21 protein-coding genes and 1 tRNA gene are annotated in these 17,850 nt (G+C 64.8%); 8 read left to right on the forward strand and 14 right to left on the reverse strand.

The window, feature by feature from the left end; translation table 11 throughout:
* Positions 1–15: 15 nt before the first annotated feature.
* The gene (locus tag AC24YW_RS09300; protein ID WP_487482432.1) at positions 16–897 is read right to left on the reverse strand and encodes a DMT family transporter; all 882 of its coding nucleotides are present in this window, start codon (positions 895–897) and stop codon (positions 16–18) included.
* A 146-nt stretch (positions 898–1,043) separates the two neighbouring features.
* Between AC24YW_RS09300 and AC24YW_RS09305 the strand changes: the two genes are divergently transcribed.
* Positions 1,044–1,265: a dodecin gene (locus AC24YW_RS09305; protein ID WP_487482433.1), complete on the forward strand. Its 222-nt coding sequence runs from the start codon at positions 1,044–1,046 to the stop codon at positions 1,263–1,265.
* Between the two features lie 83 nt (positions 1,266–1,348).
* Here AC24YW_RS09305 and AC24YW_RS09310 read toward each other — a convergent pair whose 3' ends face one another.
* From AC24YW_RS09310 to AC24YW_RS09345, 8 genes are all read right to left on the reverse strand, one after another.
* Positions 1,349–2,317 (reverse strand): ABC transporter ATP-binding protein, encoded by a 969-nt coding sequence (locus tag AC24YW_RS09310; RefSeq protein WP_197955172.1) that lies wholly within the window; start codon positions 2,315–2,317, stop codon positions 1,349–1,351.
* Positions 2,314–3,309 (reverse strand): ABC transporter ATP-binding protein, encoded by a 996-nt coding sequence (locus AC24YW_RS09315; protein WP_487482434.1) that lies wholly within the window; start codon positions 3,307–3,309, stop codon positions 2,314–2,316. The genes AC24YW_RS09310 and AC24YW_RS09315 overlap by 4 nt, the downstream gene beginning before the upstream one ends.
* Positions 3,309–4,226 (reverse strand): ABC transporter permease, encoded by a 918-nt coding sequence (locus tag AC24YW_RS09320; RefSeq protein ID WP_487482435.1) that lies wholly within the window; start codon positions 4,224–4,226, stop codon positions 3,309–3,311. The genes AC24YW_RS09315 and AC24YW_RS09320 overlap by 1 nt, the downstream gene beginning before the upstream one ends.
* Positions 4,192–5,151, reverse strand: a complete 960-nt coding sequence (locus AC24YW_RS09325) for an ABC transporter permease (protein WP_025033623.1) — start codon at positions 5,149–5,151, stop codon at positions 4,192–4,194. Before AC24YW_RS09325 ends, AC24YW_RS09320 begins: the two co-directional genes overlap by 35 nt.
* A 26-nt stretch (positions 5,152–5,177) precedes the next feature.
* Positions 5,178–6,968 (reverse strand): peptide ABC transporter substrate-binding protein, encoded by a 1,791-nt coding sequence (locus AC24YW_RS09330; protein WP_487482436.1) that lies wholly within the window; start codon positions 6,966–6,968, stop codon positions 5,178–5,180.
* A 258-nt stretch (positions 6,969–7,226) separates the two neighbouring features.
* Positions 7,227–8,645: a M20 family metallopeptidase gene (locus AC24YW_RS09335; protein WP_487482437.1), complete on the reverse strand. Its 1,419-nt coding sequence runs from the start codon at positions 8,643–8,645 to the stop codon at positions 7,227–7,229.
* A 137-nt stretch (positions 8,646–8,782) separates the two neighbouring features.
* A complete protein-coding gene (locus tag AC24YW_RS09340; protein ID WP_487482438.1) occupies positions 8,783–9,181 on the reverse strand; it encodes a hypothetical protein in 399 nt (132 codons plus the stop codon).
* Positions 9,178–9,621 carry a hypothetical protein gene (locus AC24YW_RS09345; protein WP_487482439.1) on the reverse strand — a complete coding sequence of 148 codons (444 nt, stop codon included), beginning with the start codon at positions 9,619–9,621 and terminating at the stop codon, positions 9,178–9,180. Before AC24YW_RS09345 ends, AC24YW_RS09340 begins: the two co-directional genes overlap by 4 nt.
* Before the next feature lie 317 nt (positions 9,622–9,938).
* Between AC24YW_RS09345 and AC24YW_RS09350 the strand changes: the two genes are divergently transcribed.
* The 3 genes from AC24YW_RS09350 (at position 9,939) to AC24YW_RS09360 (ending at position 12,293) form a co-directional block, all read left to right on the forward strand.
* Positions 9,939–10,910 (forward strand): S1C family serine protease, encoded by a 972-nt coding sequence (locus tag AC24YW_RS09350; protein WP_487482440.1) that lies wholly within the window; start codon positions 9,939–9,941, stop codon positions 10,908–10,910.
* Positions 10,911–10,934: 24 nt separating this feature from the next.
* Positions 10,935–12,005: a carboxylesterase family protein gene (locus tag AC24YW_RS09355; protein WP_487482441.1), complete on the forward strand. Its 1,071-nt coding sequence runs from the start codon at positions 10,935–10,937 to the stop codon at positions 12,003–12,005.
* A gap of 81 nt (positions 12,006–12,086) precedes the next feature.
* Positions 12,087–12,293, forward strand: a complete 207-nt coding sequence (locus AC24YW_RS09360; protein WP_453944403.1) for a hypothetical protein — start codon at positions 12,087–12,089, stop codon at positions 12,291–12,293.
* 81 nt (positions 12,294–12,374) lie between these two features.
* Here AC24YW_RS09360 and AC24YW_RS09365 read toward each other — a convergent pair whose 3' ends face one another.
* The 3 genes from AC24YW_RS09365 to AC24YW_RS09375 form a co-directional block, all read right to left on the reverse strand.
* A complete protein-coding gene (locus tag AC24YW_RS09365; protein WP_487482442.1) occupies positions 12,375–13,028 on the reverse strand; it encodes a DsbA family protein in 654 nt (217 codons plus the stop codon).
* Between the two features lie 111 nt (positions 13,029–13,139).
* Positions 13,140–13,583 carry a PaaI family thioesterase gene (locus AC24YW_RS09370; protein ID WP_487482443.1) on the reverse strand — a complete coding sequence of 148 codons (444 nt, stop codon included), beginning with the start codon at positions 13,581–13,583 and terminating at the stop codon, positions 13,140–13,142.
* Between the two features lie 3 nt (positions 13,584–13,586).
* A complete protein-coding gene (locus AC24YW_RS09375; RefSeq protein ID WP_487482444.1) occupies positions 13,587–14,012 on the reverse strand; it encodes an acyl-CoA thioesterase in 426 nt (141 codons plus the stop codon).
* A gap of 106 nt (positions 14,013–14,118) precedes the next feature.
* Between AC24YW_RS09375 and AC24YW_RS09380 the strand changes: the two genes are divergently transcribed.
* Entirely contained in the window at positions 14,119–14,667 is a 549-nt protein-coding gene (locus AC24YW_RS09380) for a TetR/AcrR family transcriptional regulator (RefSeq protein ID WP_487482445.1), read from the forward strand.
* A gap of 124 nt (positions 14,668–14,791) precedes the next feature.
* On the opposite strand, the gene AC24YW_RS09385 is transcribed toward AC24YW_RS09380, so the two are convergent.
* Complete coding sequence (locus AC24YW_RS09385) at positions 14,792–15,259, reverse strand: hypothetical protein (RefSeq protein WP_487482446.1); 468 nt, start codon at positions 15,257–15,259, stop codon at positions 14,792–14,794.
* A 195-nt stretch (positions 15,260–15,454) separates the two neighbouring features.
* Here AC24YW_RS09385 and AC24YW_RS09390 point away from each other — a divergent pair, with 195 nt between their 5' ends.
* Complete coding sequence (locus tag AC24YW_RS09390; RefSeq protein ID WP_487482603.1) at positions 15,455–15,745, forward strand: PsiF family protein; 291 nt, start codon at positions 15,455–15,457, stop codon at positions 15,743–15,745.
* 100 nt (positions 15,746–15,845) lie between these two features.
* A complete protein-coding gene (locus AC24YW_RS09395) occupies positions 15,846–16,931 on the forward strand; it encodes an AbrB family transcriptional regulator (RefSeq protein ID WP_487482447.1) in 1,086 nt (361 codons plus the stop codon).
* Positions 16,932–16,934: 3 nt separating this feature from the next.
* On the opposite strand, the gene AC24YW_RS09400 is transcribed toward AC24YW_RS09395, so the two are convergent.
* Positions 16,935–17,474, reverse strand: coding sequence for a disulfide bond formation protein B (locus AC24YW_RS09400; RefSeq protein ID WP_487482448.1), 540 nt, complete (start codon positions 17,472–17,474; stop codon positions 16,935–16,937).
* A gap of 158 nt (positions 17,475–17,632) precedes the next feature.
* On the opposite strand from AC24YW_RS09400, the gene AC24YW_RS09405 reads away from it, so the two are divergent.
* A tRNA-Leu gene (locus AC24YW_RS09405) sits at positions 17,633–17,717 on the forward strand.
* Positions 17,718–17,850 lie beyond the last annotated feature (133 nt).

Genomic DNA, 17,850 nt, shown 5'->3' on the forward strand with positions numbered 1-17,850 from the left:
AGCCAGCGCGCCCTGCTACCCCCGCTGCAAGGCCAGCGTCACGCCGCCGAGCGTGAGTGCCATCGCCGTCCATTCGCGATAGCCGAGCGGCTCACCCAGAATGATGGCGGCGGACACGACGCCGATCACGGGCACGATCAACATGCCGGTCGAGGCCGTGGTCGGTGGCAGACGGCGCAGCGTTTCGAACCAGGTGACGTAGCAGAGACCCATCGGCACCAGCGTCATGTAGACGAAGCAGCCCACCCCCATCGGAGTGACCGCGGAAATGTCGGGGCGCTCGAACAGCACGCCGAGCACCAGCATCGTGGCGCAGCCGAGCCCGACCTGCCAGGCGACGACGACCAGCGGCGGCAGCGGCAGCGGCTTGCGGTTGAGCACGTTGCCGAGCGCGAACAGGATGGCGCAGAGCAATGCGAGCACAATGCCGACCAGCTTGTCGGTGCTGAACGCAAGACCGTTGCCGCTCAGGAGCAGCGTGACGCCGGCAACGCCGAGGACCAGGCCGAAAATGTCCCGTGGGGAGGGGCGTGTGCGCAGCACCGGCCATGCGAACAGCATCACCCAGATCGGCATGGTATAGGCGAGCAGCGCGCCCTCGCTCACGCTCACATACTTCATCGCGACCGTGCCGAGACCCATCCAGCCAAAGACGTTGGTGAAGGTCGCAAACAGAAGGCGCGGCACCGCCTCGCGCGGCACGGCGAAGGATTCCTTCCGGGTCAGCACCAGGGCGACGAGAATGAGCGAGGCGCACACGCCCGCAAGGCCGCGCGCGAACAATGGCGGCCATTGCTGCAGCAGCAGCTTCATCAGCGGCCAGTTCAAGGCCCAGCCGAACGCCGTCACGCAGAGGCAGATAGAGCCGATCGTCCTGTCGCGTCGCGCCGTGTCCATACGGAAGCGCTTAGCAGGCCGGCGCCGGCCGCTCCACCTCGCCTGGTGCATGCGGACCATCGCGCGGGACGGAACCGGACTGCCTGGCGCTCGTTCAAGTGAGAGCACACGCGTCGAAACGTGCAGCGCAACCGAGGGAGGCCATCATGCCTGCAGCTGAGAAAGACCATGTCTACAAGATCCTGGACCTGGTCGGATCGTCCGAGACCTCGATCGAGGACGCGATCCAGAACGCCATCAGCCGCGCCTCGAAGACCATTCGCGAGATGAAGTGGTTCGAGGTAGTCCAGACGCGCGGCCATATCGAGAACGGCGCCGTCGGTCACTATCAGGTCACGTTGCGCGTAGGCTTCACACTCGAAGAGTGACGGCGACCTCGCCTCGACAGCGATCCGCGGCCTCGGCAGGCCTGTACACAGATCGCGACGCGTCGGTGGAGGATCCTCATGCGTCAGGCCAGATGGCACGCCACGAAGTGGCCGCCCGCCCCCTCCTTCAGCGGCGGCGCGCTTTCCGCGCAGCGTGGCTGGGCGATCGGGCAGCGGGTGTGGAAGTGACAGCCGGAGGGCGGCTTCATCGGGCTCGGCACGTCGCCCTTGAGGCGGATGCGCTCCCGCTTCAGCTTGGGATCGGGCACCGGCACCGCAGACAGCAGCGCCCTGGTGTAGGGATGCTGCGGGTTGCGGTAGAGGTCGCTGGCCTTCGCGAGCTCGACGATGCGGCCGAGATACATCACCGCGACGCGGTCGGAGATGTGCTCGACCACCGAGAGGTCGTGCGCGACGAACAGATAGGTCAGGTTCAGCTCGGCCTGGAGGTCCTCCAGGAGGTTGATGACCTGGGCCTGGATCGACACGTCGAGCGCGGAGACCGGCTCGTCGCAGACGATCAGCTTCGGCTCGACCGCAAGCGCGCGCGCGATCACGATGCGTTGGCGCTGGCCGCCGGAGAATTCATGCGGATAGCGGCGCATGTGCTCGGCCTTGAGCCCGACCTTGACCAGCAGACCCGCGACGCGCTCCTCGCGCTCTTTCGGGGAGGAGGCGAGATTGTGGATGGTGAAGGCCTCGCCGAGAATGGCGCCGACCGTCATGCGCGGATTGAGCGAGGCGAACGGATCCTGGAACACCAGCTGCATGTTCCGCCGCATCGCGCGCAGATCGTTGCCGCCGAGCTTGCGCACGTCCTGGCCGTCGAAGGTGACCTCGCCGTCGGTCGGCTCGATCAGGCGCAGCACGCAGCGTCCGGTCGTCGACTTGCCGCAACCGGATTCGCCGACCAGGCCGAGCGTCTCGCCGCGGTTGACCGAGAACGACACGCCGTCGACCGCGTAGACAGTGCCGACCTGGCGCGACAAGAGGCCGCCGAGCACAGGGAAATGTTTCTTCAGCCCGCTGACGCGGAGCAAGGGCTCGCTCATGACGCGGCTCCCACGCTGGTATCTCCGAGATGGCAGGCCATGCGGTGACCCGGCGCGATCTCGCGCAGCAGCGGCTCCTTCTCGGTGCAGACATTCATGGCGAACTTGCAGCGCGGCGCGAAGCGGCAGCCGACCGGCGGATTGATCAGGATCGGCACCGAGCCGCCGATCGCCTCGAGCCGCGTCTTGTGCTCGCTGTCGAGATCGATGCGCGGGATCGAGCGGATCAGGCCTTGCGTATAGGGGTGACGGGGATCGCCGAAGAGATCGTCGACGGGCGCCTCCTCCACCACCTTGCCGGCATACATCACGACGACGCGCTGCGCGGTCTCGGCGACGACGCCCATGGCATGGGTGATCAGCATCACCGCCATGCCGAAGCGGTCCTTCATGTCCTGCAAGAGGTCGAGGATCTGCGCCTGGATGGTGACGTCGAGCGCAGTGGTGGGCTCGTCGGCGATGATCAGCTTCGGCTTGCAGGCGAGCGCCATCGCGATCATCACGCGCTGGCGCATGCCGCCGGAGAATTGGTGCGGATAATTGTGCACGCGGCCTTCGGCATTGGGAATCTGCACCAGCTTCAGCATGTCGATGGTGCGTTCCAGCGCCTGCTTCCTGGTCATCGCCTCGTGCCGTCGCAGGCTCTCTGCGATCTGCTCGCCGATCGTGAGCACCGGATTGAGCGAGGTCATCGGTTCCTGGAAGATGAAGCCGATCTCCTTCGCCCTGATCTCGTCGAGCTGGTTGCTGGTCAGCGGCACCAGATCGCGCCCCTCGAAGATGATCTGGCCCGCTGCGATCCGACCCGGCGGCATCGCGATCAGCTTCAGGATCGACATCGCGGTCACGGTCTTGCCGCAGCCGGACTCGCCGACGACGCAGAGCGTCTCGCCCTTGTTGATGGAGATGTCGACGCCGTCGACGGCCTGGAGAATGCCGTCGTCGGTGGAGAAGTGGGTTTTCAGGCCCTTGATCTCGAGCAGCGGCGCCATCAGATCACCCGTCGCGCATCGAGCGCGTCGCGCAGACCGTCGCCGATGAAGTTGATGGCCACCACCGCGACGAAGATCGCGCCGCCCGGAAACAGCGCCCAGTGCGGGCCGATGTCGAGAAAATCCTTGGCGTCAAACAGCAGCCGGCCCCAGGTCGGGGTATCCGGCGGGAAGCCGAGGCCGAGGAAGGACAGCGTCGATTCGGCGATGATCGCGGCGGCGACATCGATGGTGCCGGCGATGATCACCGGACCGACCGCATTGGGCAGGATGTGCCGCACCACCTGCCGCACCGGACTGGCGCCGAGCGCGCGGGCGGCCTCGACGAACTCCTTCTCGCGGAGCGACAGGAACTGGGCACGGACGAGCCGCGCCACCGGCATCCAGCGCAGGCCTCCGATCACGAGCACGATCAGGATGAAGATGCCGCCTTCCGGCCCGAACACCTGCTTCAGCCCGTCGCGGAACAGATAGATCAGCAGCAGGAGCAGCGGCAGCTGCGGCAACGACAGGAACAGGTCGGTGAGCCACATCAATCCGTGTCCGAGCGCACCGCGCGACATGCCGGCGAGCGCGCCGATCAGCGTGCCGATGATGACAGCGACCAGCATCGCGGCGAGCCCGACCGCGAGCGAGATACGGCCGCCATAGATCATGCGCGCCAGAATGTCCTGGCCGAGATCGTCGGTGCCGAAGGGATGGGCGAGCGACGGACCCTGTAGCCCTGCGACGATGTCGATCTCGTTGATCTTCACACGCCACACGAACGGCCCAAACACGACGGCGAGCACCAGAATGAGGAGCAGGACAGCGCTGACCACGGCGAGCCGGTGACGGCTGTAACGCCGCCACGTCTCACGCCAGGGCGAGTAGACGCGCCGCTCAGCGGAGGGAGATGCGAGGGTCAAGCCAGCCATAAAGGACGTCCGCGATGAGATTGAACAGCACCACGAGGCACGCGAAAACGAAGGTGACGGCCATCACCACCGGCGTGTCGTTGGAAAGGATGGAGGAGATCAGCAGCGAACCGATGCCGGGAATGCGGAAGATCTGCTCGGTGACGATGGCGCCGCCGAACACCGCGGGCATCTGCAACGCGATCAGCGTGACCACGGGGATCATGGCGTTGCGCATCACGTGCTTGATGATCACCGTGGTCTGGCCGAGGCCCTTGGCCCGCGCCGTGGTGACGTAGTCGAGCCGGATGACGTCGAGCATCGCCGAGCGCACGAAGCGCGTCATCGACGCCGCCTGGAACAGGCCGAGCACCGCCACCGGCATGATCGCCTGACGGATCATCTCCAGCACCCAGCGGATGCCGGTGGCCTTGATGTCGGTGGTGTAGACGAAAGGCAGCCAGTCCAGCGTGACCGAGAAGATCAGGATGAACAGGATGCCGGTGAAGAAGGTCGGCAGCGAGAAGCCAACGAAGGCGAGCGTATTCGCGATCTGGTCGAACAGCGAATACGGCCTGGTCGCGGCATAGACGCCGACAGGAATCGCGATCAGCAGCGCCAGGATCTGGGCCGAGCCGATCACGTAGAGCGTGGCGGGCAGGCGCTGGAGGATCAGCGTGTCGACGTTCATCCGGCTGACGAAGGAGAAACCCCAGTCGCCGTGCAGCATGGCGTTGAGCCAGTGCAGGTAGCGGAGGTAGATCGGATCGTCGAGGCCGAACTTGGCCCGGAGTGCCGCCTGCACTTCGGGCGGCACGTTCGGATTGGTGGCCAGTTCGGAGAACGGATCGCCGGGCGCGAGCGCGAGCACGACGAACAGCACCAGCGAAATCGCCAGCAGGCTCGGAACGGCAATCAGGAGACGACGCAGGACATACTGACTCATAGGGAAGAATCCCGTCTAGCCTGCGCTCATGCCTCCCGGTACCAGTCCTGGAGGTTGTCGGTGCGATTGGCCCAGCCCGAGAGCGCCGGCCGCAGCGTGTTGGAGCAGGCATCCACCAATAGGCGATGCATCACCGGAATGAACACGGTGTCCTGCCACAACAGGTCGTTGCACTTGATGTAGAGCGCGGCGCGCTTGACCGGATCGGTCTCGGTCTCGGCCGCAGCAATGGCGTCGTCATACTCCTTGTTGACATAGCGCGGGAAATTCTGCCCCTGCCATTTGTTCTCCTTGGTGGCCACATTGGCGGAGATGTAGCGGCGCATGTGCAGGGCCGGATCCGGCTGCGTCATCGGGATCTGGAACTCCTCGATGTCGGCATAGAACTTGGGATAGGTGTCGGGGTTGGCAACGTCCGATGAGAAGAACACCGAGGCGACGACCGATTTCAGCTCCACGTCGATGCCGGCCTTCTGGCAGGCCTGCTTGACGATGGCCTGGGTCTTCTGGCGCGGACCATTGGTCGAGGTCTGGTACAGCAGCTTGAATTTCTTGCCGTCTTTCTCGCGGATGCCGTCGGCACCGACCTTCCAGCCGGCGTCATCGAGCATCTTCGACGCCTTCTCGATGTTGAACTCCCACGAGGTGTTCTTGGAGACGAATTTTTCGGGACCGTTGAGGTAGTTCGCCGTGGTGCGTCCGGCCCGGCCGTAGATCGCTTTCTTGACGGAGTCGCGGTCGACGAGCAGGGCGAGAGCCTTGCGCACGTTCGGATCCGAGAAGATCGGGTGCTTGGTCTTCATCGAGGACCGTTCGCCGTCGATCTCAGTGTTCGGATCGGTGAAATTGATCGCGATGAACTCGATGTCGCCGCCGGTGGCATAGACGGTCTTGCCCTTGCCGCCCTTCTCCAGACGCAGCAGCACGTCGTCTTCGACCTGCATGTTCCAGGCGAAATCGAATTCGCCGGTCTGGATCACAGCGCGCGCCGCCGAGACGGCATCGCCGCCGCCCTTCATCTCGATCGTGTCGAAATGCGGACGGTTGGGCATATGATAGTCGGGATTGAGCTCGCCGCGGACCACATCGCCCGGCTTGAACTCGACGAACTTGTAGGGACCGGTGCCCACCGGGGCCAGATTGTTCGGCGCCTCGCGGGACTTCGAGCCCTTATAGTCGGCAAACAGATGCTTGGGGAGAACGCATCCGTAGGCGCCGACGAACGCGTTGGCCCAGAACGGCGTCGGAGTCTTGAACAGGATGCGAATCGAAAGATCGCTGACCTTCTCGACCGTAATTTCACCATAGGTGCTGATAGTGACGGCAGCCGTGGCGGGATCGCTGGCGTATTGCCAGGTAAACACGACGTCGTCGGCAGTCAGCGGCTTGCCATCGTGCCATTTGACTCCCGGCTTGATTTTCCAGACCACCGATTTGGCATCGGCGGCGAGACCGCCGTTTGCAAGCGAGGGAATCTCTGCGGCGAGGATCGGGTTGAGATTGCCGTCCGCGTCCCAGCTCGCGAGCGGCTCGTAGAAAAGCCGCGATCCGTCCTGGTCCTTGGTGCCGGTGGCGAAATGCGGATTGAGCAGCGTCGGCCCCTGCCACCACAGCACCTTGAGAGGGCCGCCGCCCCCGCGCTTGGTCGGCTTGTAGACCGCGGGGCTCTGCGCCATGGCAACGCCGCCGAGCGCGAGGAGCTGGTTGGCCAGTGGAGCGGTGAGACCGACCGCGGCGAGGCGCTTGATGAAGGCGCGGCGGTCCATCCGCCCGTCCTTCACCTGACCGATCATCGAACGCAGCTCTTTGTCCAGCATGGTTGTCCCCCGTCTGGTTCCGACATGGATGCAGGCGGCCGCTCGCGACCGCCGGGTTTGCTGGCGGTAGATGGCACACCGAATGGGGTGCACGTCAACTGGGACCGTGTGTATGCAAACGGTCTACTGGCTGTCCGTTGGGCAAAATTGCGCTCCGCAGCCCATCCGTTTGGCAATCCAGCATCAGAATCTGCTGGATTGCGCGCTGCACTGCGGAAAATTTGTTCGGTAGATCAGACGAAGTATCGAGACGAATTCCTACGCCACGGACATGTCGAGCGGCGGTCCGACGTGATCCGGCAACGGACAAACGTAAGGAGTGCGGGCCGTCCGCTTCTGCAGATCCGCCTTGGCAGCCTTGATCAGTTCCGGTTCCGTCAACGCCTTGATGCCGAGACCTGCCATCGCCTTGGCGGCCTGCACCATGGCCTTGTGCGCGTGCGGGCTCTTGCCCTGCGCCACCACCTGCCAGGTGTGGAAGGGCGTGCCGATTGCAACCGTCGGTGCGTGCACCTGCACGGTCGGCACCACCCAGCTCACGTCGCCGACATCGGTGGAGCCGACCAGCGGGTTGCGCTTGGCATCGAGCGGCACCAGGAAGTCGGCCAGCGGCCGATCGGTCGGCTCCATGCCGATGGCGTAATAGACCGAGGCGATATCCTTGTCGCTCAAGGTCGCACGGATCTGGCCGGCAAAACTCTTGTCCGCATCGTCGAAATGCGGCGGTCCGAGCTCTTCCATGACCTGATGCAGCGCCTGCTCCAGCGGCGCGTTCGGCAGGATGTTGGAGACCGCGGAGATGATCTTCATCTCGACCTTGGTCTCGGTCATCAACGCCGCGCCTTGCGCGATCTTGGACACACGCTCGACCAACTCGTTCATGCCGGGAAGATCGCGTGCGCGGATCGAATAGCGCACGCGGGCATGGGCCTGCACCACGTTCGGCGCAATGCCGCCGGTGTCGAGCAGGGCATAGTGCACGCGCGCGTCGCTCGGCATGTGCTCGCGCATGTAGTTCACGCCGACATTCATCAATTCCACCGCATCGAGCGCCGAACGGCCGAGATGCGGCGAGGCCGCCGCATGCGACGTGCGGCCGGTGAAGATGAAATCCGCGCGCGTATTCGCAAGCGAGGGCGTCACCGCCACTTCCCAAAAGCTGTGCGGGTGCCAGGTGATGGCGATGTCGGCGTCCTCGAACGCGCCGGAGCGCACCATGAAGGCTTTGGCCGCGCCGCCTTCCTCCGCCGGGCAGCCGTAATAGCGCACGCGGCCGGGCACCTTGGTCTCGGCAAGCCAGTCCTTCACCGCCGTCGCGGCGAGCAGCGCGGCGGAACCGAGCAGGTTGTGACCGCAGCCATGGCCATGGCCGCCGGTCTCGATCGGGCGATGCTCGGCGACACCCGCCTCCTGGCTGAGGCCCGGCAGCGCATCGTACTCGCCCATGAAGGCGATGACCGGACCGCCCTCGCCCCACTCGCCGATCAGCGCAGTCGGGATGCCGGCGACGTTCTCGGTGATGCGGAAGCCCTGATGACGCAGCTCGGCGAGATGCTCGGCGGCGGACCGCGCCTCGGTGTAGCAGACCTCAGGCATGCCCCAGACCCTGTCGCTGAGGTCGATGAAGCGTGCCTTGATCGTGTCGATGCCACGCCAGATGTCGCTGCGGTTGTCCATGCTTGTCGTCCGTGATCCCTTGGTCAAACGAAGCGGCAATGGTTAGCAGCTTCACGTTGGCTCGCCTAGAACCGGCGCGGACACCAGCCATGCAGCCGAACGCGACACTGAACCCCTGCGCCAGACTGCACCGGAGGTTAGGCGTCCTGCATTCTGGGCCTCGACAAAGCATCCTTGCTGACGAACAGGAGGCGTCGTCGAAAGGCAGTAGGGCTCTCGGCGACCAGCACGCCCTTTAGCGATTGTAGGCCGCCTGCAAAGAACGGTTCGCTCAGCCCGTTACCATGATCCTCGGTCCATTCCGGCACTGGCAATCCGTGAACGCGCGCAAGATGCTCCGCTACTGCCGCCACGTAGGCGTCATGCAGAGCATCAATCGGATCTGGGCGGCCTTCGATCGCCTGCTGACGCGCGTGCGGATTCATATAGAACCAATCGAGAAATTCGCGAAGTGACGGATCAAACTTCTGCCGACCAGCTTTTACGCGTCGCACGACATCACTTAGCGTTCTGGGCTTGTTGCCAAAGAGGCTCATGGCGGGCTCGACCTGGGTGTTTCGGCGCTGTCTGGCCCAATCGCCAGATTTGAGAAAATCTCCTCGAGCCCCAGACGGGTTTTGGGTTGGAGCATATTCTGCGGGTAGAATCCCTCGACAAGGGCCAATGCGTCCTGGCTATTCTTTATCCCTATTGCACGCGCGAGCAGCTTGATGTCGTCGATGTCCGAGTTCGTTTCGATACCGCCGACACGCATTGCCCGGCATTTCATGGCAAACAAGTACTCGGGTTTTGCCGTGTAGACGCGGAGGCCCGGTTCATCCTCGGAGGGGTAGGTCTTGAATAAAGCTCTAACTTCGGGATCGGAGTCTCTCTTGCTCAACCACCCCTTCACGCCGTCGTTCAGCCAGTTTTCATCCCGGCCGAGCTCGGCCAGCGCATATTCCAAAGTTGCTCGATCGAAGTTCTTTTCGCTCATGGCAAGTTCCGCGAATTCGCGGAACGATACGTCCCCCAATTGAGGCCGGCAATAGTCTTGCCGATCTGGCCGCTGGCCGGATGATCCATTGGCAAGCGAGCATCAAGGAGCAACCGGAGACAAAACGACATACGGCGCGCCCTTGCCGGATCGAGGGACCGATTCAAGGGGTGGACTGAACTTTCGAGCTTCTCGCCAATCCACGCGAATAGTCGCGAGAAGTCTTTAAAATCGATCACTCGCAGCTTAGATTGGTGCTGCTTCGCGCGTCGCGCCGCCAGCCCTGACGGAGCGATGCCCTCAGCCAGGAGAACTCCATGAGCACTCTGACCGAATGGAGAGTGCCGCCGGCGAACCAGCCGCGGGCGAGCGACTATGGTTTCGATCTCGACCGCGCGCTCGGCTCCGTCGTCGGCCTGCACGCCATCATCCCCCCGGACGCCTTCAGCGCCGAGACGCTGGGCACCGAACGCGCCGGCAACGGCGTCGTGATCGATGACGGCCTGGTGCTCACGATAGGTTATCTCATCACCGAAGCAGAATCGGTCTGGCTGCACCGCGCCGACGGACGCGTGGTGGAGGGCCATGCGCTCGGCTTCGATTCCGAGACCGGGTTCGGGCTGGTGCAGGCGCTCGGCCAGCTCGACATTGCGCCGCTGCCGCTCGGCTCGTCGGCAGCGACGCGGATCGGCGACCGCGTCGTGGTCGGCGGCGCCGGCGGACGCACGCGCTCGGTCGCGAGCCAGGTCGTGGCCAAGCAGGAATTCGCCGGTTACTGGGAATACCTGCTGGACGAGGCCATCTTCACCGCTCCCGCACATCCGAATTGGGGCGGCACGGCGCTGCTGAACGAGCGCGGCGAGCTGATCGGCATCGGCTCGCTCCAGCTCGATCGCGAACGTGACGGGGAGGCCGAGCACGTCAACATGATCGTGCCGATCGACCTCCTGAAGCCGGTCCTGGAGGACTTGCGCAAGTTCGGCCGTGTCAACAAGCCGGCACGGCCCTGGCTCGGGCTATTCTCGACCGAGATCGACAACCGCGTGGTGGTGATTGGGATTTCCGCCAATGGCCCGGCCGCCCGCGCCGAGCTCAAGACCGGCGACGTCATTCTCGCCGTGAACGGTGACAAGGTCACGAGCCAGACCGCCTTCTACAGGAAGATGTGGGCGCTCGGCGCCGCCGGCGTCGACGTGCCGCTCACGGTTCATCATGAAGGCGTCACCTTCGACGTCACCGTGACGTCCACCGATCGCTTCAAGCTGCTGAAGGCGCCGAAGCTGCACTGATCCAAAGGCTCTGAGGAGCGGGCGATGACTGAGGCCGTGGTGGACGACATCGTGGCCGTGCTGCCGCCGCTGCTCAACGCGCTGGAAGCACTCGGCTTCTTCCAGCGGCATCTGCATCCGCCGGCCTTTGCCTCGGTGATGGATGCGATCGGCACGCCCGACGAGGCGCTGCAGAGGGCGCACGCAGCAATCGGGGATTGGCCGGAGCAGTTCGGAGGCTTGCGCGAGCGGATCGATCGCGCCTGCGGCGAGGCGCTCGCTGCCTTTGCCGGCATTCGTGAGGTCGAGCGTGGCCATGGCGACCTCGTCGCGGTTTTCCGCGCGCTACGCCATGTCCCGCGCGCGCAGGAGGCGCTTTATCCGCTGGCGGTGCAATTTCCGCCGGTGAGCAGCTTCTTCCTCAACGCCGCCAATCGCGACAATGCGGATTTGTTGTCGCGGCTCCAGGCCAGCGCGAGCGAAGATACCGGCATCTTCCACGACCGCAACGAGCCTGGCAGCCGCGGCGGCTTCTCGGTCTACGTCCCCGAATATTACACGCCCGAGCGTCCCATGCCGCTGGTGATGGCGCTGCATGGCGGCAGCGGCAACGGCCGCGGCTTTCTGTGGAGCTGGCTGCGCGATGCCCGCAGCCTCGGCGCGATCCTCGTGGCGCCGACCGCGACCGGCACGACCTGGGCGCTGATGGGCGAGGACACCGACACGCCGAACCTCATGCGCATTCTCGAGGAGGTGCGCGGCCGCTGGCGCATCGATCCCTCCCGCATGCTGCTGACCGGCATGAGCGACGGCGGCACCTTCTGCTACGTCACCGGCCTCGACGGCGCCTCGCCCTTCACGCATCTCGCGCCTGTTGCGGCGACCTTCCATCCGTTGATGGCGGAAATGGCCGACGCAACGCGCCTGCAAGACCTGCCGGTCTTCATCACTCACGGCAAGCTCGACTGGATGTTTCCGGTGCAGACCGCGCGGCAAACGCAGGCGGCGCTGTCCGCCGCCGGTGCCAATGTCACCTACCGCGAGGTCGACGACCTCAGCCACACCTATCCGCGCGAGATCAATGCGGAGCTGATGGAGTGGCTGAATGGAAAATGAACAACCTCTCCTTGAATGCGCCGCATGGTCGCGGAACCATCACTCCGGGCCGACGTTATCGCCCGTCACCGGAGGTTCCCCATGCAGACTTTTTTCGGAATGATCCTGGGCGCGTTGCTGCTTGCGTGCGGCGTGTACGTCTATGATTCCATGCAGACGTCGTCGGTCGCCAAAGGCGAGGTTGCGACCACCAACCGCACCATCGTGAACTGGGACGTCGCCAAGGCCGATTGGGATGCGCTGCGCGATCGCGCGCACAAGGACTGGGTCCGGATCTCGTCGAAGTAATTTCGTCCGATCGACATGAACGAGGCGCCGCCGCAGGTCTGCGACGGCGCCTTTTTTATTGGGCGCTAAAAAATCACCGGCTCAGTTCATCTTGGCCTTGCGGGCGTCGGCGATGACCTGCTCGAACTTGGTCATGCTGAGCACGCCGGGCACGCGATACTTGCCGACGATGAAGGACGGGGTGCCCTGGAAGCCGAAAGCTTCAGCCTGCTCGTTGTTGCGCTTGAGGATGGCGTCGATGTCCTTGGCGCGGCCGGTGAGATCGCGCTTCAAGCGGTCTATATCGACCCCGGCGGCCGCGAGCAGCTCGTTGATGCGCGGCTCGGTCAGGCGCGAAGAGACGCCGATCAGTGCGTCATGGGCCTGGTGGTACTTGTCCTGGAATTTAGCCGCCAGCGCGCTCCGCGCCGCGGTGACCGAAACCGGCCCGAGGATCGGCCAGTCCTTCATCACCAGCCGCACCTTGCCGTCGTCCTGGACCACCTGGCGCAGCTCGGGCTCGAGCTTGCGGCAATAGGGACAATTGTAATCGGACCATTCGACGATGGTGATGTTACCGTCGGGATTGCCCGCGACGGGCGTGTCGGGATCGCGCAGCACCTTCGCTTCGGTCAGCACCTCATCATCGCCGGATGCTGCGCGCGCCGAAACGACCCCACCCACGGCGAGAACGCCCGCGGCGATCAGCGTCAAGGCTGCGCGCCGGCTCGGCGCATTGTTCCTGAATACAGTCATATCGTCCCGTTCCGGTCCCATCTTGCGGATATTCGCGCGCGGGCCGGCCATTGTTACGACTCCTATAGAATGCCGCGGGAGCGATTGCCACGCGAATCGCGCCCTGCTCGACTAAGCCGCCGGCAGCATCGCCATCAATGTCCCGCTCATCGCGGCGATCAGCGTGGTCTTGTCGTCATGCTCGGCGTAGGCCTTTGCCTCGCAGAAGGTGAGCGTACGGCCGGGCTTGACCACCTCGGCCTTGAAGACGAAACGCTCGCCGCGGGCAGGCGCGAGCAGCGTGGTCTTGAACTCGACGGTGAGGATACCGGCCTCCGCCGGCATCAAGCTGAAGGCCGCAACGCCGCAGGCGTTGTCGAGCCCGGCGGTGATGATGCCGGCATGGATGAAACCGTTCTGCTGTGTGAAGGCCGGCGCATGCAGCATCGCGAGCTCGACCTCGCCCGGCGCGAGACGGACGATCACGATGCCGAGCGTGCGCATGGCCGGTTGGGCATCGAACATGGCGATGGCCGCCGCGCGATAGCCCGGGTTTTTCGGCTCGAAGGCGGTCATGGCTCACATCTCGGCTGGTGCAAGATGCTTGATGGCAGCACTGCGAATGCAATCGGCGAACGGGGCGGACTTGCGGAGCTGGCGGTCCATGTGCACGCCGGTGATCTCGCATGTCGCTGCGAGCTCGCCGGTCTCGCCATTCGTCATGTCGTGCCGGAAGCGGATCGACTTGTCCCTGATCTCGAGCAGATGGCTGCGGATCTCGACGATGTCGCCGGCGAGCAGCTCGCGCTTGTAGGCGATGTTCTGCTGCACCGCGGCCATGCCGCGACCGGAGGATCGCAAGTAACTCGGCGTCAGGCCGAGGCGAGCGAACAGATTCCAATTGGCCTCGTCGAACTTGCCGACATACCACATGATGTTCATGTGCCCGATATGGTCGCATTGCCACGGATAGACCGTGCCGCGATAGGTCGCCTCCTGCTCCATCGCATTTCCTCCCGCAATTTCATTCTTGGGCGTTGATACGGTAGCGTATCAAACCCGTGTCGCGTTAGCAATACGCCACCGTATCAGGACCGGTGAGGTTTCCTTCATGAGCGACGGCAAGGGCGACGTCTGGGTCGAGGCTGGATTTGCCGAGCTCGCCCGCGCGGGGGCGGAGGGCGTGCGGGTCGAGGTGCTCGCCAAGAATCTCGGCGTCACCAAGGGCGGCTTCTACCGCCGCTTCGCCGACCGCGCCGCGCTGCTCGAGGCCATGCTGGAAGCCTGGCGTACGGGCCGCATCGCCGCGGTCGCGCAGCAGACGAGCCTTGACGGGCAAGCACCCCGCGAACGGCTGAAGGCGGTGATCCAGCTCTATTCCGAGCGACTCAATCCCGAAGGGATGGCGATCGAGCTCGCGATCCGGCAATGGGCCCGCTCGGACGACAACGCCGCGGCGGCGGTGGCGAGTGTCGACGCGGCGCGGCTCAGGCACGTCGGCGACCTCTACCGGGCGACCGGCCTTGCGACGGAGGAGGCCGACGCGCAGGCCTTCCTGTTCTATTGCTTCATCTTCGGCCAGAGCCTGTTGTTCGTCGAGAGCGGTCCGCGCAAGCGGTCGCAGCTCGTGGCGAAATCGGCCGAGAAGCTGCTCGACTGAGCATGATCCGACCCCGAAGGGCCGCGTGAGCGCAAGGTGTGCAGCGGCTTTCCGAAAAGATCATGCGCAACACTTCAGGCGAATTGGCCGGAGCGTTGCTCCGGCCTTCGCAGCAATGCGAAACTCAGGCGGCGCCCTTCAGCTTCTTGGTGCACTCGCTGTAATAGCCGCCGCCCTTCTGGATCCATTTCAAGCCGCCGTTGCCGTTGGTGGTCTTGTTGGCATTGTACTGGTCAACGCAGGTGTGCAGGCGCGCCTTGCCGGGAGTCTCCTTGGCATATTTCGGATCGATCGCGTTCGGATAGACCGCGGGTCCGGCCGGCAGGGCCGGCGCAGCGGTGGGTGCCTCCTCCTTTTTCGCCTGCTTCGGCTCCGCAGGAGCTGTCGGCGCAGCGGCGGGCGTCGCATCGGCACCGCATTGGGCCTTGCGGAAGTCATTCCACTTCGTGGTGCCGAGCGAGCCGTCCTTCTTGGCGGCCTGGTACTTCGCGCTGCACTCCTGCGCGGTCAGTGCCTGCGCCGGCGCGCTCGTCAGCAATGCCGCGACACCGGACGCTGCGATCGCACACAACAATTTCGTCTGAATGGTCATCCCTGGTCTCCTGCTTGATCTTCCCCGACGGAAGTGAATTGAGGATTGCTATCCTAGCGTGCCGGCCGCTTGCGACAAGGATGCGATGAGTTGCGCCGGCAAAATATAGTGATCCTGCCGCTCAACTCATTCATGTCGCGTTCAGCAACGCCAGCCGACGTTCCAGCCCTTCGCAATTCTCGCAGAGTGCACCACATGACCTTCACGTCCCGCCTCGCCGCCGTTGCTCTGGCCTCCCTGCTCATCACCGGCACCGCTTTCGCACAGACCGCCGCGCCGGCCGCCAAGACCGACACTGCCGCCACTGTTGACGACAAGAAGGCAACGAAGGAGCGATCGGCGGAATCGCTGGAATGCTCCAAGCAGGCGGACGCCAAGGGATTGAAGGGGAAGGAGCGCAAGAAATTCCGTCGCGAATGCAAAAAGGAGGCGAAGGCCGGCAGCGCAGCCGCCGCCCCCGCAGCTCCCGCCGCCGACAAGAAATGAGCCCCTCATGTTTCCTTCCGCGTCTCGGCGGAAGGCGTCGCGCATTGCGGCATGACGAGCCTGCAATTGTGCGCCTCGCGCCGATTTGCGATAAGGCGGCGTGAAGCCCATCACCGCCGCCCTGTCGTTCGAATGGCCGAGCCGTGCCACGATCCTGAGCACGGTGGAGACGCTCGTCATCGGCACCGCCGGCGGCCTTGTGTTTCTGCTCGCCAGCCTTCCCGGCGGGCTGATCTCGGGCTCGATGATCGCGGTCGGGATCGCCGCGATCGCCGGCCGTCAGCTGACCTTGCCGCCGATTCTGACCCAGACCGTGCTGGTGCTGCTCGGCATCTCTTTGGGCTCGGTCGTCTCACGCCATTTGCTTCAGCAGGTCAGCGCCTACCCGGTCACCATCGGCCTGCTTGCGCTCGCCACGTTCTGCTCCACGTTCGGGTCGAGCTATTACCTCCAGCGCATCCATGGCTGGGACCGCACCTCGGCTTTCCTTGCCGGCAGTCCCGGCGCGCTGTCGCAGATCACGATTCTGGCGGTCGAGCGCGGCGCCGATTTGCCGGGCATTGCGGTGGTGCAGACCATGCGCGTCATCATCCTGACCGCCGCGCTGCCGCTGGTGCTGGCGATTGCAGGCGTCACGCCCTCGGCTGCGCCGTCGCTGACGACGGCCATCGCCTCGCCGCTCGACCTGCTCGAATTGGCCGCCGCGTCGCTGGCCGCAGCGCTCGTGTTGCGGCTGATCAGGTTTCCCGCGAGCTGGATGTTCGGCGCGATGATCGGCTCCAGCCTGCTGCATGGTGCCGGATGGGTCGAGGGCGGCCTGCCAGACTGGGTGCGTGGCGTTGCGCTGATCGGGATCGGCGCACTGATCGGCAGCCGTTTCGCGCGGATGCGGATCAAGACGCTCGCCGGCCACCTCCGCGCGGCGCTGGGTTCGTTTGCCGTGGCCATCACCGTCTCCGCGATCTTCGTCGGCATCGTGGCGCTGACCACCCAGGTGAAATTCTCCGACATCGTCGTGGCGTTCGCGCCGGGCGCGATGGACGCCATGCTGGCGCTGGCCTTGACGCTGCACATCGACCCGATCTTCGTCGGCGCCCATCACCTGTCGCGTTTCGTCTTCGTGACGATCGCAACGCCGGGCATCGTGCACCTGTTCGGGCGCACGCAGGACGACGTGGATGATTGAGCTTTAGCGCTTCGCGGTCTGCACGAATCCCCACGCGGCGATCGCGGCCATCACGAGCGAGATCAGCACGTTGTAGCCGGCGAGCGAGACGCCCAGGAAGCGCCATTGCACCTCGTCGCAGCGCACCACCTTGACGGTGTCGAGCTTCGACAGGAGATCGGCGGCGCTGCCGAGATTGACGACCGGACCGGAGCAATCGGTCGGCCCCTTCCAGAACCCCCATTCGACCCCGGAATGGTAGGCGCCGAGGCCGGCATTGGCGAGCGTCGCCAAAGCGAGGATCGCCAGCCCCGCCAGCAGCAACGGCCGCGGCGCGCCGCTCCGCGCCGCCAGCGCCGTCAGCGCACCGAGCGGTATCGCAAGGTAATAGGCGTAGCGCTGCTCCAGGCACAATGGGCAGGGCAGGATCTCCAGGACGAGCTGGAAGAACCAGGCACCCGCAATCGTGGCTGCGCCGATCAGCGTGACCAAGGCCGCGGCGGTCAGCGCGGGGCTGGTGGCGCCCGGCTTGAACGCAGGTATGGCGGCACTCTGGGTGGTCACGGCAGCCTCTTTTGCATCTCTTCGCGCGACCTAAGCCTCTAGCCCCGGCCCATGCGGCTGTCGAGAACGACCGGGATCACTTTGGCGCGGGTTGACCCCGTCCTGTCCATGGCTATAGTCCGCCGGCTTCGCGACGCCGCCTTTGGGGCCGACCGAGGGCCCCTGTGGCGGAACTGGTAGACGCGCTCGACTCAAAATCGAGTTCCGCAAGGAGTGCTGGTTCGATTCCGGCCAGGGGCACCAGCCTTCGCTGCTTCGCAGCTACGGCTAGGCGAGCCGGGTGTAAGCCCATCGATGCGAAGCAGGGTAGGCTGTCCCGCCGAAGCCTTGGCGAAGGCGGACTGGTTCGGCCCGGCTCCCTCCCTTAGCCATCCCT

The organism is Bradyrhizobium sp. USDA3516, from assembly GCF_057651995.1.